The sequence below is a fragment of the Nitrospira sp. genome (assembly GCA_037045225.1).
GTDB lineage: Bacteria > Nitrospirota > Nitrospiria > Nitrospirales > Nitrospiraceae > Nitrospira_A.
This window is the reverse complement of sequence record JBAOHZ010000009.1, coordinates 836,410-851,280: the sequence shown is the minus strand read 5'-3', so window position 1 is coordinate 851,280 and position 14,871 is coordinate 836,410. Positions and strand designations below refer to the sequence as shown.

General features: G+C 59.7%; 10 protein-coding genes. 4 read left to right on the top strand and 6 right to left on the bottom strand.

The window, feature by feature from the left end:
• Window positions 1-2 precede the first annotated feature (2 nt).
• From V9G17_04830 to V9G17_04805, 6 genes are all read right to left on the bottom strand, one after another.
• Entirely contained in the window at window positions 3-1,238 is a 1,236-nt protein-coding gene (locus tag V9G17_04830; protein MEI2751906.1) for an efflux RND transporter periplasmic adaptor subunit, read from the bottom strand.
• Complete coding sequence (locus V9G17_04825) at window positions 1,235-2,668, bottom strand: TolC family protein (protein MEI2751905.1); 1,434 nt, start codon at window positions 2,666-2,668, stop codon at window positions 1,235-1,237. Before V9G17_04825 ends, V9G17_04830 begins: the two co-directional genes overlap by 4 nt.
• A gap of 866 nt (window positions 2,669-3,534) precedes the next feature.
• Window positions 3,535-4,179, bottom strand: coding sequence for a response regulator transcription factor (locus tag V9G17_04820; GenBank protein MEI2751904.1), 645 nt, complete (start codon window positions 4,177-4,179; stop codon window positions 3,535-3,537).
• Window positions 4,176-5,318, bottom strand: coding sequence for a sensor histidine kinase (locus V9G17_04815; protein MEI2751903.1), 1,143 nt, complete (start codon window positions 5,316-5,318; stop codon window positions 4,176-4,178). Before V9G17_04815 ends, V9G17_04820 begins: the two co-directional genes overlap by 4 nt.
• Before the next feature lie 82 nt (window positions 5,319-5,400).
• Window positions 5,401-6,792, bottom strand: a complete 1,392-nt coding sequence (locus V9G17_04810; protein MEI2751902.1) for a sigma-54 dependent transcriptional regulator — start codon at window positions 6,790-6,792, stop codon at window positions 5,401-5,403.
• Complete coding sequence (locus V9G17_04805) at window positions 6,764-8,719, bottom strand: ATP-binding protein (GenBank protein MEI2751901.1); 1,956 nt, start codon at window positions 8,717-8,719, stop codon at window positions 6,764-6,766. Before V9G17_04805 ends, V9G17_04810 begins: the two co-directional genes overlap by 29 nt.
• A 424-nt stretch (window positions 8,720-9,143) precedes the next feature.
• On the opposite strand from V9G17_04805, the gene V9G17_04800 reads away from it, so the two are divergent.
• The 4 genes from V9G17_04800 to V9G17_04785 are packed head-to-tail and all read left to right on the top strand — an operon-like array spanning window position 9,144 to window position 14,722.
• A complete protein-coding gene (locus V9G17_04800; protein MEI2751900.1) occupies window positions 9,144-10,001 on the top strand; it encodes a formate/nitrite transporter family protein in 858 nt (285 codons plus the stop codon).
• Window positions 10,002-10,057: 56 nt separating this feature from the next.
• On the top strand, window positions 10,058-11,656 hold the full coding sequence (locus tag V9G17_04795) for a DHA2 family efflux MFS transporter permease subunit (GenBank protein ID MEI2751899.1): 1,599 nt from the start codon (window positions 10,058-10,060) through the stop codon (window positions 11,654-11,656).
• Complete coding sequence (locus V9G17_04790; protein ID MEI2751898.1) at window positions 11,653-13,161, top strand: efflux transporter outer membrane subunit; 1,509 nt, start codon at window positions 11,653-11,655, stop codon at window positions 13,159-13,161. Before V9G17_04795 ends, V9G17_04790 begins: the two co-directional genes overlap by 4 nt.
• Before the next feature lie 4 nt (window positions 13,162-13,165).
• Complete coding sequence (locus V9G17_04785; protein MEI2751897.1) at window positions 13,166-14,722, top strand: HlyD family efflux transporter periplasmic adaptor subunit; 1,557 nt, start codon at window positions 13,166-13,168, stop codon at window positions 14,720-14,722.
• Window positions 14,723-14,871 lie beyond the last annotated feature (149 nt).

The following is a 14,871-nucleotide window of genomic DNA, read 5'->3' as shown; positions in this document are numbered from 1 at the left end:
GGTTACATCTGTTCCCCGAGCAGTTCGGATTTCAGCACGAAGGCACCGTTCGTCACGATCGATTCTCCCTCCAGCAGTCCGTCTTCCACCTTGATTTCACGGCCGTTCGAACTGCCTAATTTCACATCGCGTGCCTCAAAGATGGCGGGCTCGCGTTCGACAAACACGAATTGCCGGTCTCGGTCGCGTTGAACGGCGGCCTGGGGGATGAGCAGCACGTTCGCCTCCGGTTCGGAATAGACCCGCACCGTGGCATACATGGCGGGTTTCAGTTTGCGTTCGGGATTCGGCAATTCCAGCCGAAGCCGCATCGTCCGGGTCGCGGGGTCGAGCACGTCTCCGACATAGGTGATGCGCCCTTGGAAGGCCTGTCCGGGATAGGCGGCCACATGGACCTCCACCGATTGACCTGCTCCTGTCTGATCGGCCCGGATGTAGGGGATATCCTTCTCGGGAATGACCGCCGTCACCCAGACATCAGAGAGGTCGGCGACCACGAACAGTTTTTCAGTGGTTTCTACGACCTCGCCCTTGGTCAGGTTGCGAGCGATGACGCGGCCATCGAAGGGCGCCACCACCGGGACGTGGGAGCGGATCGTGTGATTGCGATCCAGATTGCGCAAGTCTTCCTCCGTGAGACCCAGGATCAAGAGGCGGTCGCGAGCCTCTCGCAGCTCGGCCCGAAGGCTGAGCATTTCTCCTTCTCGTCGTTGCAACTCTGCCACGCCGATGACCTTTTCCTTCAAGAGCGATTCCGCCCGCCTGAACGCGCGTTCGGCGACGTTCAGCTTGGCCGTCGCCTTCAGATACGCCGATTGCGCCATCCCCAGTTCGCTGCTATAGAGCAGGGCCAGCAGGGTGCCCCCTTTGACCTCACGGCCCAAGTCGGCATAGACGTCGATGACCCGTCCGCGGACAAGCGTGGTGATTTCGGCCAGGGCATGTTCATTTGGTTCGACCGTGCCGGGGAAGTCACGGATCGTGCGAAATTCCGAGCGCATGACGGGTTTGATGATGATGCCTGCCGACTTCATTTCCTCGGCGGTCAACCGAACTAGACTTTTGTCGAGGGAGGGCGGCGGCGGGTTTGCTCCAGTCGCGTTGGGAGGTGGGCCCTCGCAGCCCGACAACGCGAGCAGCAGGAGTGAGCCGGCCAGCAGCCTCAGGGGAAACGGCCGGTTACGATTCGGCCGGAATAAACTTGATTGGGTCGTGACTTGTGTCGTGTCGTGCATCATATGGCGCCCCCCACGGCGCGTTCCAGGAGCGCGAGCGACATGGAGAGGTCGAACTGAGCCTGGGCATAGTCTAACAAAATCTGGCGCTGCACACGTTGGGCGTCGAGTACTTCAATGAGACTGGATGCACCTTGCTGAAAACTGAACTTCGCGATCCGCAGCGCCTCGTCGGCCTGTTTCAGGAGTCCCTTCTCATAGACTTCGATCATATCCGCGGTCGTTTTCGCATCCTGGAAATGTTGGCTGACGTTCCTGATGAGTTCATTCCTTGCACGAAGAAATTCGGCTTCGCCTTTCCGTTTGCTGCCGAAGGCTGAGATGATTTCTCCCTGCCGCCGGTCCCACACGGGGGTCGGGAATGTGACGCCGCCGGTGAACGCTTCCCGCCCGATCTCCCGCCAGTAGCTGCCTCCGATCGTGATATTGGGCACGCGGGCCTGACGTTCAAATTCCAAACTATGGTCGGCCTGTTCGACGGCCTTTTGCAAGCGCATGATCGTCGGATGTTGTGTCAGCGCACGTTCCGTCAAGATATCGATGCCGAATCCAGGGCCTGCACGGTGGAGTTGCCCATCAATGGCATACGTCTGGCCGAGCGAGCCAGCCGTCAGGGTATCGAGCATGACGCGATTGACGCGGACGCGATTGCCTGCTCTCGTCAGCGATTGATTGGCCTTCAGCACCTCCACTCCGGACCGGATCGCTTCGAACTGAGGGCTTTCACCGAGGCGTACCCTGGTCCGGACGGCCTTATCGACATCCTCTACCGTGGCCAGGTTTTGCTGTGCGAGGATCAACGCGCGCTGAGCCAGCAGGAGATCATAAAACGCGACCTTCACGTCGGCGACCAAATTCAGCTGGGTTTCCGCCAGTCCAGCCGAGGCGGCGGCCACGCCTGCTTCGCTGGCCCGTTGACGTGCCGCGCGTTTCGACGGCCACTCAATCGGTTGTCCCACCGTCACATTGAATTCCGTCACACGCTCGCGCACGGCCGGATCGAAGAGGCCCAGATCGCGCATCTTGCCGACGCCGCTGTTGGCGCTGACCGAGGGATTGAGATAGGTATAGGCGGCGACCTGCTGTCCACGGTTCTGGTCGATGGTTCCTTCTGCGCTGGCGACTGCGGGATTGTGCGTTAAGGCCAAATTCAGTACGGATTCCAGCGAATAGACCGGTTCAGCCGGCCCTGCCGACGGTGCGATTGACCGGTCGCCGGCGCGGCTGGGGATCGGACTGAGGAGCAGGAGGAAGAGGCCTGCGAGGAGGCCGCAAGCGGTGATCGTCGCGTCGAGCCTGCCCACCGGCATTCTTCGTAGGCCCCATGGTGTGGATCGTTGAGGCATGGAAGTCGGTCCACACACCCGGCCGTCTCCGGCCTCCGATAACTGCAGCGGCTCCTGCATCGAACCGCATCGATCTGCGTAGCTCATCGTCGCCATTCCTCCCTCCGCAGAACCGTGCCAGGCACTGAACGGGGCGTCACTACTACGTGAGAACCCGTTGTTCTGCTTCAACCAACGTAGCATCTTCGCGGAGTGAAGTCGATCAAGCGCACAGGAGTGTGTGCTGCGAGGTATGGTACGGAGAGGGCAGGGTTGGATGCCAAGCCGGTGTGTCCAGCGAGCGTCCAGTCTGTGTGGTGTAGGAGGGGTCTCCCAATGACTTGCGATAAAGCGAGTCCAGCACTGTGCGATTCGATGGAGCCGGCTTGGCGAAAACGTCGACGGTATGGTTCGATGCATCTGGTCGCGAGCATTCCTCTGTGAGCGATCCGTTGTCGCCCTTCGAGACAACGGAAACGAAATGGACAGGTTTTTTGTAACGATTGCAGGACAACCTGTCGATGGAGCCCCACCACGTGGGATCAGGGCCCCGTCATGTCATGTATGGATGAGTTACGCGTCGTAGAGCTGTTCTTGTGTGAGTTGGTGGTACAAGGTGGTGCACTGGGGGCAATATCCTTCGGACATGCGAGGGAGATGCGATGTCGCATTGTAATTATCCATGAACGTCTGCAGGTCTAACCACGTCGCACAGGACTTTCCGTCGGCGCTGTCATTCTGCACGCGCCAACACACCTGACATTGTATGGCTGCATCGTTCATCGTCCAGCCCTTCGTCGACCATACCAAGCCAGCAAGAAGGATGAGCATGGAAGCGTCCAAACCCATACGCGTAGAGTAACGAACAAAAAGAAGGGGGGCAACTAGGCAATGCCCTAGGTCTGCGGTGAAATCTACCGAGGCACATATCGGGGATGCATCCGTTGGCGAAGGGATCGGGGGGTGTTGACCAGCTACGCCGAGGTCAGTCCATGCGCAAGCGCGTACTTCGTCAGTTCTGCGGTGGTACGGAGGTTGAGATGGAAAATGATCTGAGATTTGTGAAACTCCACGGTTTTGGGAGAGATGTTCAGCAGCGAGGCGATTTCCTTGATGGTGCGTCCCTCGGCAATGAGCTGCAGCACCTCCCGTTGGCGCGGCGTCAGTTCCTGCCGTTGCGCAAACAGGCCGGCCTGTGCTTCGGAGAGGGTCGTCACCAGGTCTTTGGTCAGCAGGGAGGTGACGAAATACTGTCCCTTCAACACGGAGTCGATGGCTTGCTCCAGCTCCCTGGCCGCGGACCGTTTGAGCAGGTAGCCCGAGGCGCCGGCCTTAAAGGCCTCGCTGACATAGGCCGGGTCCGCATGCATCGTGACGAAAATGAGTTTCACGTCCGGCAGCAGCTTCTTTAATTGGCGGGCGGCATCGACTCCGTTCAATAATGGCATGGAGATATCCAGCAGGATCAGGTCGGGGCGCAGCTGCGTGGCCGCCTCGATTAACGCGCGGCCGTCCTCCACGGTCCCGATGACGTCGCATCGTTGCTCTAAAATCCGCCGGAATCCTTCCAGCACCAGCGTATGGTCGTCGGCCAGCAACACTCGAGGGGGCGTGCTCATATGGGAATCTCCGCATGCGGAACTGTGACATAGAGGCGTGTGCCCTGGTGAGGGATCGAATCGATGGTGACGGTCCCGTGGACTAGGCGGAGGCGTTCCGCCATGCTGATCAGGCCAAGCCCGCGATGGCTGTCCGCTAGTCGCTGAGTGTCAAACCCGATTCCGTCATCTTGCACGGTGAGCGTGATGGCATCGGCTGTCGCGGCAAGGGAGACCGTCACCTTGTTCGCCTGTGCATGTTTCATCACATTCGCCAGGCTTTCTTGGGCAATGCGGTAGAGACAGGTAGCAACGGCTTGCGGCACGGTCAGGGGCGTCGGCGGCGCTTCGAACGAGCCATGGAGGTTGGCGCGGACCGCACATTCATCGAGCAGGCGCTGTAAGGCGACCGTGAGTCCCAGGTCGTCCAGAATCGACGGGTGAAACTGATAGGCCAGATGGCGCACATCGTCCGACAGTTCGGTGAGCCGATCCTGGATCGAGCGCAGCTCCTTGCTGCAGTCGTCGGCCGAGGGGGGGAGGTTGCTCTCCAGCGACTCGGCTTGAACGATGAGCATGGCTAATCGTTGATTGATGTCGTCATGGAGATCCCGAGAGATGCGCCGGCGTTCCTCCTCCTGGACCGTGAGAAGACGGGCTGCCAGGTCCTGCAACTCCTGCCGACTGATGGCAAGATCGCGCTCGCTGGCGCGGAGGGACTCTTCCGTCTCGACGTGTTCAGAGATTTCATGCAATAGGGTGCGGTTCACGTCAGCCAGTTCGCTGGTGCGGGCGGCCACGCGCGCCTCCAGTTCGTCTTTCGCCTGGCGTAGTCGAATCTCCGCACGCTGTCGTTGTCGCAGCAGCACGGCCGAGATCCACACGACGACGAGCCCGAGGGACGCATTGGTGACGCCCACCCACAGCGGAATGCTGCTCAGGCGGGGCCCTCCCGCGGCCCCTACAATGAGCAGCGCTGTGGCGCATGCGGCGGTGAGCAGCGGAAGTCGTGGATTCGTGGAGAATGAGGCCAGCAGCACGATTCCGGCGTAGAGCGCGCCAATGGCGATCCCGAGCGGCATGAACAGATCGAGCGCGAAGAGGCCGCAGGTCAATCCGACGATGCCTGGGAGGACCCAGCTATTATGCTTGGCGACCATCGCCTGCCTGATTCATATGCCCATTATCCGTCCCTGGGTGATGCGGTTCAACCCCGGGATGCACTCCTTCCCGACTGTCGGTTCAGGCCTGTTCCATTTGCTTCTTGAGGCGCCGGTCCAGGGCGAATCGTGTCAACCCAAGATGTTTGGCGGCCAGCGTCTTGTTGTGATCCGAGAGACGCACGACTTCTTCGATCAGGGCCGATTCGATATCCGCCAGCGTCTGTTGCCCCAGCACCATTTCAATGCGAAGCGAGGGGTGCTCGCCCTGCGCCATGGCCACGGCGATCTGAGGGGACTGTTCGCGCAATTCACGCGGCAGGCAGCCGGCGGTCAAGGTCTTGTCGTGGCAGAGAATCATGGCACGCTCGATGATGTTCTGGAGTTCGCGAATGTTGCCCGGATAGGGGTACCGTTGGAGCAAGGCTTGCGCCTCCGGCTCAATCTCCACGACGTCTTTGCCGAACTCCTTGCCGAATCGCAGCACGGCTTGCATGGAAAGCGGGAGAATATCCTCCGTGCGCACGCGCAGGGGCGGGAGTTCGAAGGTGACCACGTTCAGACGAAAGAAAAGATCTTCCCGGAAGGTGCCGCGCACCGTGTCTTTCTTGAGGTCGCGATTGGTGGCGGTCATCAAACGAAAGTCTACGGACAGGTCTTCCGTGCCGCCGACGCGTCTGAACGTGCGTTCCTGCAGCACGCGAAGCAGCTTCGCTTGCATGGCCGGATCCAGGTCGCCGATTTCGTCCAGAAACAACGTGCCGCCTTCGGCTTTCTCCAGTAGCCCGCGTTTGCGTTGATGGGCGCCGGTGAAGGCGCCCCGTTCGTGGCCGAACAGCTCGCTTTCAAAGAGCTCCTTCGGAATGGCCGTGCAGTTCACCCCGACGAAGGGACCGGTGGCGCGCGGGCTGTTGCAATGGATGACCCGCGCCAGGAACTCCTTGCCGGTGCCCGTTTCGCCTTGGAGCAGCACAGTGGATTTGGCGTTCTCCGCCACATCCCGAACCTGACCGAGCAACAGCTGCATCGCCGGGCTGCGTGCATCGATATTGGCCAACGCGTAGGCATTGTTCTGGTCTTCAAGCGAAAATTCGACTCGGTGGCGCAGGGTGAGGAACTCGACGGCGCGTTCGACGACAGGGTCCACACTGGAGAGATCGACCGATTTGATGAGGAAGTCGTACGCTCCCAACCGCATCGCTTCGACCGCATCCTCCACCGTGCCATAGGCCGTCAGCATGATGATCAACGTGTGGGGAGCGATCGGGCGGAGCTGTCTGAGCGTTTCGGCGCCTCCCAAGCCGGGCATCTTCAAATCCAGCAGGATAAGGTCCGGCACATGCTGGGTGACGGCCCGGATCACATCCTCGCCCGATTCGAAGCCGGTCACGATGTGGTGGCGTCGCGAAAGGCGTTTGACAATGGCGGATCGAATAGCTGGTTCGTCATCCGTGACGTAGATCGTGGCCTGCATGCTGTTCCTCTTCCTGTAGTCGGGGTGGCTGTTGTCGCAAGGGCGCCCAGACGCGAACGGTGGTGCCGCGCGCCAATTCACTGTCCAGCGATATGTCTCCGCCGTGCGCCTCGAGAATGTTGCGGCTGATGGCAAGTCCTAGCCCGGTGCCTCGCGGTTTGCCGCTGGTGAAAAACGGTTCGAACACGTGTGGGAGATGGGTGGGGCTGATCCCGGTTCCCCGATCTGCGACTGCGACTTCCAGCCCCGGCTCCACACCTCGTGCTTGCTGGGCCAGGGTGATGGCAATTGCCCCACCGGAGGCGCTGGCTTCGATCGCGTTCTGCAAGACGTTGAGCAGCACTTGTTTCAGTTGATCGCGGTCGGCCTGAATGGTGTAGGGGGAGTCCGGCGCCGAGAGGTGGATGGTCACCTGTTTGCGCGTGAGCGGCTCATCCAACACCTTCATGACTTCCTGCACCAGCTGTGCCATGTCGAAGGCGAAGGCCACGATCTCACGGGGACGGGCATAGTCGATGATCTGGTTCACGATCCGGTCGAGACGTTTGGTCTCCCGCAGAATGACGGCCAGATCGGGGCGGCGCACATCGGTCGGATCGGTATCGTCGAGTAGGAGGGACGCCGTCGAACCGATGCCGACGAGCGGGTTTCTGATTTCGTGCGCGATGCCTGCGGCCACCTGCCCGAGTGTGGCCAGTCGCTCGGCCCGACGCAGCCGCGATTGCATGAGGTCAAGGGCGGTGATGTCCACGTTGAACCCCTGGTGCATGACGACCGCTCCGGAATGATCGCGAATCGGAATGCGCCGGCTCAAAACTTTTTTGACTGTGCCATCCGGATGGAGAAATCGGAAGACGGTCTCATAGGGCTGTCCTTCCGCCACCGCCTGTGAGAATTCCTCGATGACCCGGGCTCGGTCCTCCGGGTGAATGGCGCGGCGGACTGCGTCCGGGTCTTTTTCTTCGCTCGGGTCGAGACCCGCGAGGAAGCTGTTGTAGCGGTTGCTGAAGACGAGGGTCATGCCGCGCGTGGTGAAGATGCCGAAAGGCGCGTGGTCGACGATACTGCGATACTTGGCCTCTGACCCGGCCAGGTCCTGGTTGAGCTGGCGCAAGTTCGCTTCCGATTGTTGCACCATGGCAATGTGGGAATGGATGGCGGAACTCATGGTGTGCATCACGCGCGACAGGTTGCCGATTTCATCCGTTCGCGTCATGACAGGAACCTGCGGGATCGGGTTGCTATCGGACGCCACGACGGCCCTGGCCAGGCGTTCGAGCGGTGTCGTGATGGAGTGGGCGATGAGGTGCAAGGCGGCCACCATGCAGATCAACGCGAAGAGCCCACCTCCCAGGATGGTCATGAGCATGGTGTCGCGATCCTGAGCGAGTTTTGCGAGTTTGGTATTCAGCGCCGTCTGGGCGAGATGCTCGAAGCGTCCCATGTCCTGGCGAATCTTCAACATCAGGGTCCGCCCTTTGCCCTCCTCGATGTACAGCCGTGCCTCGTCGGGATGCTCGGCCTTGACGGCTTCGATCAACACTTCTTTTTCATCGATGAATTGCCTGACGTATTGTTGGACGGAGGTGATCAACGCGCGTTGATCGTCATAGGTGGAGACCTGCGCTTCCAGCGTCTTGCCGATGTTCAGCACATGGTCCTGAGCGGTCCGGTAGGGGAACAGATAATGCTCCTGGCTCGTGAGCACGAACCCCCGGAACCCTGTTTCGAGGTCTACGATGAGCCGCAGGTACTCCGAGGCCAATCGCTGGGAGTAATAGATGTCATTGAGTTGGCCTTCGTCGTCGGAGAACGTGGTGACGCTGCGGTAGGTCAAGACGCTGAGGAGCAGCACGGTGAGCGCAGGAATCACCGACGCAAGAAACAACTTGCGGGCAATGGGCAGATTGCTGAGCAGGTCACTCAAGGGCGGTCGTACTCTCCGAGGGTAGATATGGTAGTCCGCTCGCTTGTCTCTGTGCAACTTTGTCGCCTGATCCGTCCCGTCGGGGAAGGCGTCCCTCCAGGGGAAATCTATTGCGTCTTGCGCGGATGCCGGGCTCTCCTCCTCATGCAGTTCTTGCGGCCGGATGCAGAATGAGCGGTTTCGCACCGTGCGCCCGTGCGATCTCGCCCGTATTCACCCGCTTCGTCAAGGGAGCGGGTGATGTAGATGAGGATTCGGTCCCGGCAGCGAGGAACCAGCGTCTCTACCAGTCTACGAGGTAGACGGGCCAGCGAGAAACGATGCGGCACGCGCCTTGCTGAAGGCCTGTAAGAGAAACATCTCCGTGACCGTACCAGGCATCGCGCCGACAGTGATAGCCGGCGAACCGAACAAGGAGGATGTGATGGACTATGTGAAGCCATACGGTGTAGTAGACAGTATGCTGGCCGGCGGCGCGCTGAAGCTCAGCTTACCCCCGCGTCAACTCGTGCTCCGCGGCATGCTGGCCGGCGCCTATCTCGGGATCGGGACCAGCATGGCGGTGACGGTGGCCGTCGAAACCGGCTACTGGATTCTGGGCAGTCTGCTCTTCCCCTTCGGATTGGCGCTGGCGATTCTGCTTGGCGCGGAGATCATCACCGGCAGTTTCGCGTTGCTCCCCGTCGCGGTGGCCGATGGTCAGAAAAACGCCGATCTCCGTCATGTGGCGGCCAACATGGGCTGGGTATTTTTAGGGAATCTCCTCGGCAGCGTTTTGTATGCCGGTTTGTTCGCGATTGCGCTGACCACCGCAGGAGACGCGCAAATAAATGCGGTCGGGGCCAAACTCATTGCGATCGCCGAAGCAAAAACTAACTATTATGCCTCTCACGGCACGGCCGGTTTGCTTGCGGCGTTTACCAAAGGGATGCTCTGCAATTGGATGGTCAGCCTGGCGGTCGTTGCGGCCTACATGTCGTCGTCGTTCTCCGGAAAAATTCTCGCGATCTGGGGGCCGACCTTGTTGTTCTTTTCGCAAGGGTTTGAGCATGCGGTGGTGAACATGTTTCTCATCCCTGTTGGCATGTTGCTGGGGGCCAATATCAGTGTGTCGACCTGGTGGCTCTGGAATCAGATCCCGGTGACACTAGGGAATCTGGTCGGGGGTATGTTGTTCACGGGATTGGCAATCTATGCGGCGCATCATAAGAGCGCGTCGGCTGCGACCCCAGCCGTTTCCGCAACGGTGCCTGCTGCTCAACCAGAGACCGCCCGGGCCTAAGCAGTCGGGATACGTCACCTCGTTAAGTGATTACGTGATGGAGCTGGAGCGCGGCGATGGCCACTGTGTATCTCAGACGGTTGCATGGGTGGCGGTTTGTGTTGTTCAACGCCGTGCTTGGCCTGTCGCATATCGTGGTGTTGTTCAATGCCGGTTCCTACATTGCCCTGCTGCCGCATGTGTCGGGCGATCTGGGCGGTGTGTTACCCAGTTTTCTCACCTGGGCGCAGACCGACTTTATGGTCGGGTTGGCTCTGGGGTTTCCCCTCGCGCGATATCTTTCGGGGCGGATCGGCGATTACCGTCTGTTGATCGGCGCCTTCGTGGTGTATAGCGTGGCCTCGTATTTGTGCGGTGCTAGCCAGACGCTTGCGCAGTTTGTGCCTGCTCGCATCGTGCAAGGGGTCGCCGGTGGCATCACCTTGCCGATCGCCCAGTCCATGCTGCTCAACGAATATCCCAAGCGATTGAAGGCGGTGGCATTGACCGTCTGGGGCTTGTTTAGCATTACGCCCTTCACCATCGGGATGCCGGTGGGGGGCTACATCTCCTATATGCTCGGCTGGCGTTTTCTGTTCTACCTGGATTTCGTGCTGACGCTCGTGATCGTCGGTACGCTGGCGGCCTTATTATATGGGCGAGGCTTTCATCGTCGGTACTCGCGATTCGATTGGGGCGGGTTTATCTTGCTGGCGGTGTTGCTCCTGGGGCTTCAGACACTGCTCAATATGGGCAATGATTTCGATTGGCTGGATTCTCCCTTCCTGCAGGCCATCGCGGTCGTCCTTCTCGTGGCGTTTCCCTGTTTCATCATTTGGGAATTGGGGGAGCGCCATCCCACACTGGATCTGCGCCTGTTCATGCACCGTAATTTTGTGATCGGCGTCATCAGTCTGACGCTCGGGTTTTTCTCGATTCAAGGGCTGTTGTCGCTGTTGATCGTGCAGATCCAACTCATTCTCGGCTATTCATCCAAACTGGCCGGGCTCGCCCTGTTGCCGTTGGTGTTGTTGGGGGCGCCTGCCATTGCCGTGATGCATCTCCTCTGCAAGTACATCGATGCGCGCTGGTTGATCTGTCTGAACAGTCTGGGCTTTGCCTGGACCTTCTACTGGCTCGGCCTGTACGACGATCCCCATAGTTATGAGGAACTCTTCTGGCCGATGCTCGTAGAAGGCATTTTTCTGGGGTCGTTTTTTACGCCCGTGACGGTGTTGATTCTGCACGGCCTGTCCGGTCCGCTCATCCTGCGAGCCGCCGAGGTGGCCAACCTTTTACGTGTGGCTGCGGGCGCATTCGGGATCACGTTTCAAGGGATCGTCTTGTTCCGGCGAATCCACTTTCATCAACTGCACCTAGCTGATCACTTCGGCGGACGGCAGTCGATCTCGTTCGATCCGATGGGACAGTTGACGACTAAGCTGAGTGCGGCAGGGTTGTCGCCGGCGGAGGTTCAGGCCAAGCTTGGACAGCTGATTCGCCAGGAAGCGGCGATCCTCGGCGTCAACGATGCGTTTCTCGTCGCGAGTTTCCTATTTGTCGGATTGGGCATTCTCGTGTGGTTCGCCCATCCGACCCACTTGCCGTTGTCGCCGAGTCCAGCTGATGACCTCAGGGAGCGGCGCGCTGAAGAATTAATTGAGGAGGGGCCATGAGATTCCGTGTATCAACTGCCTGCCGATTGCCGATCTATCTCGGGATCGGCTGCGCGCTGTTCTTCGGGGGCTGCGCATGGGTCCCGAAAGGTGATCCAGCGGCACAATATCTTGAGGCACCTGAAATGACGGAGACGCTCGCAGAGGTGACAAGCCGGCTCCAGAATTGGCCGGAGGATCACTGGTGGGAACAGTTCGGCAATCAGGAACTGAATAGCCTGATCGAGGAGGCGCTCAAAGACAACCCCGGATTAAAACGTGCAGCCGCCAGGTTGCGGCAGGCGGAATCTCTTGTCAAAGTCGAAGGGGCGCGGCTGTTGCCGTTTCTGGAGGCCGAGGCATCGTTGACCTATGAACGTATTTCGCAACACGGTGTGTTTGCGGCGTTGAATCCGGAGGTGGCCGGCATACGCATCGCCTACGGGATTATCAACCCGTTGAGCTTCCGCTACGAGTTCGATTTTTGGGGGAAAAATCGGGCCATGCTGGAAGCAGCGCTTGGCCATGCTGGGGCCGAAGAAGCGGAAACGGCCGAAGTGCGCCTCCGATTGACCACGGGCATTGCCCGTGCCTATTTCCGTGGCCAGGCACTGCAACAGCAGCTCACGATTGTCAAAACCATCATCGGCATCCGCCAGGATCTCAAGACGCTGGCGGAGACTCGGTTTCGCCTCGGACTCGATAACGACCAGCCAGTCAAAATTGCGGTGGCCGAGTATGAAGCGGCGTTCAAACGCCAGGCGGCGATCCGAGATCAGTTGGATGTGCAGCGCCATTTGCTGGCGCGATTAGCGGGCAAGGGACCTGATGAGGCGGTGCATCTGTTCGCCAAACCGAAAGTGATCGTTCCCACTCAGATTGCGGCGCCGGACCATCTGTCGCTGGGGTTACTCGTCCATCGGCCGGACCTTGCGGCCGCCATCTATCGTGCTCACGCCGCATCGCGTATGGTCCGGGTGGCGGTCACTCAATTCTATCCCACCATCGATCTGACGGGATTCGTGGGATTCAATGCGCTGACATTGACGAAGGGGACCGATAAGCTGGCCAATTTTCTGTTTAGCGGTCAAAGCTTCAGTTATGGACTGGCACCCGGCCTGCGCATGCCCTGGTTTGAAGGCGGCCGGCTCCGCGGTGAATTGGGGGCGCAACGTGCGGAGTACGATGCGGCGGTGGAGCTCTATAACGATACCTTGCTGGATGCGATGCGGGAAGTGGCCGACAGTTTGAGCGCTTGGCAGACCACGAATGAGATCATGGCTTCGCATAGGCGGTTGGTGGCCTCGTTGGGTGATGACTGGCGGTTGGCGAAGGTGCGACTCGTGAATGGGCTCGATGATGATCGGGAGGTCTTGCGGCATCGTTATCCGGTCCTAGAGCAGGAATATGCGTTGAGGGCTTTGGAGAGCGACCAGTTGGTGGCGGCAGTTGATCTGATCGAATCCTTGGGCGGCGGTTATCACAATCCGGACATTGCAAAACGACCGAAACAGAATCCGAGCTAAATCTATGACCACTACGACGACAGATACGTCCCAGACTCCACAATCCCCTGGTGGCTCGCCGCAGGTTGGCCCCTACCGCATCCATCCGAAGGCTATTCGTGCGCGCCGGAATCGGCAACTATTGGTCGTGGCCGTCTTGGTGCTGGTCGCTACGGTTGCCTATCTGGTGTACTGGTATACGCATGACCGGTTTTGGGTACGAACCGATAACGCCTATGTCACGGGGAATCTGGTGCCGGTGGCGGCGCAGGCCTCCGGCATCGTGACGCAGGTGCTGGCGGAGGAGACGCAGTTTGTCAATCGAGGGGACTTGATGATCCGCTTGGACGAGCATCAAGCCTATGCCGCCCTGGGGAGGGCCCGTGGTCGGCTAGGGGAGGAAGTGCGTCGTATTGCGGCGCTGTTTATCAACCGGAAACAACTCGCGGAAAAACTGCACTCGCGCCGGGCCCGCCTGGACTTGGCCGAACACGACATGGATCGTTATCAACGGGCAGCGCCGAGCGGCGCGATTTCCAAACAGATCCTGCAAAATACCGCAGACAAAATTGCGAGTTTGGACGCGGAGGTGCGGGAGACCCAGGCCGAGCTGGATTCGTTGGATGCGCAGATCGGGGGCACGACCGTCATGGCCCATCCGGCGGTGGATCTCGCGAAGCATCAATTGATCGAAGCGCATCTGGAATATGCGCGCCAACAAATCCGGGCTCCGATTTCCGGATACGTCGCCAAGCGCAAAGCACAGGTGGGAGATCGCGTTCAGCCAGGGGCGCTGCTAATGACGATTGTTCCGCTGGATCATCTGTGGGTCGAAGCGAACTTGCGTGAAACGGAACTGCAACATGTTCGTCCCGGCCAGCCGGCGTTGGTGAATGTGAGTCTCTATGGGTCGAAGCAAACGTTCCATGGGACGGTCGAGGGACTGGTGCCGGGCAGTGGAAGCGCCTTTGCCCTGCTGCCTCCGGATAATTCGACCGGCAACTTCATTCACATCGTCGAGCGTGTCCCGGTGCGCATCGCCTTACCCGCGGACGAACTCCGGGAACATCCGATCCGGCCGGGCCTGTCGACCGTGACGAGCATTAACATCACCGAGTCCGGGCAATCCGTGTGGACTTCTCTGGCGACGCCGTCCACTGCCGAATATGAGACCGATGTCTATGCCGATGAATTGCCCACGGCGGAATCTCTGGCGAAAGAAGTGATCGCGACGAATTTAGTGACGAGCGATCGCAGAGAAGCGATTGGTTCCCTGCTCGATGAAGAAGACGATGAGGAGGAGCTTCAACGGATCGTACCCCGGAAAGGCGATCCGCGGCCATCATCTGAAGGGCGGGTTTTGCCGGACCTGGACCGGATGCGTCCGCATCGCGATCCGGTCCCGAGTGCATTGGTTCCCCGAAGAAGTCCCGATTTGGGGACGACGACGAATCCTCTTACGCCCTCAATCGGTCCAGACTCAGGATCCTTGGGACCCGCGTCCGGGCGCCGTTCTTCGCGACTCAGATCGGACGTTGAGATGGATGAGGGGCGGCGTGCCTTAGGCGTAGGGCGTCAGTAGTTTCACTGCGGAAGCCTTGCGAGGGCAAGCTGTGCCGGACCACGTGATCCAGTTGGCTGCCGCCGGCGACACATGAACGTTTGATGAAGATTCGATGAACGACTGGAACCAGCCATCGGTCAGGCCTATGATGCCGACAGTGCCCAAGC

What these genes read in the sequence shown, in the direction of transcription:
- V9G17_04830 (MEI2751906.1), bottom strand. Translation starts at nt 1,238, where the DNA reads ATGATGCACGACACGACACAAGTCACGACCCAATCAAGTTTATTCCGG.
- V9G17_04795 (MEI2751899.1), top strand. Translation starts at nt 10,058, where the DNA reads ATGGCCACTGTGTATCTCAGACGGTTGCATGGGTGGCGGTTTGTGTTG.
- V9G17_04820 (MEI2751904.1), bottom strand. Translation starts at nt 4,179, where the DNA reads ATGAGCACGCCCCCTCGAGTGTTGCTGGCCGACGACCATACGCTGGTG.
- V9G17_04815 (MEI2751903.1), bottom strand. Translation starts at nt 5,318, where the DNA reads ATGGTCGCCAAGCATAATAGCTGGGTCCTCCCAGGCATCGTCGGATTG.
- V9G17_04825 (MEI2751905.1), bottom strand. Translation starts at nt 2,668, where the DNA reads ATGAGCTACGCAGATCGATGCGGTTCGATGCAGGAGCCGCTGCAGTTA.
- V9G17_04790 (MEI2751898.1), top strand. Translation starts at nt 11,653, where the DNA reads ATGAGATTCCGTGTATCAACTGCCTGCCGATTGCCGATCTATCTCGGG.
- V9G17_04810 (MEI2751902.1), bottom strand. Translation starts at nt 6,792, where the DNA reads ATGCAGGCCACGATCTACGTCACGGATGACGAACCAGCTATTCGATCC.
- V9G17_04800 (MEI2751900.1), top strand. Translation starts at nt 9,144, where the DNA reads ATGGACTATGTGAAGCCATACGGTGTAGTAGACAGTATGCTGGCCGGC.
- V9G17_04785 (MEI2751897.1), top strand. Translation starts at nt 13,166, where the DNA reads ATGACCACTACGACGACAGATACGTCCCAGACTCCACAATCCCCTGGT.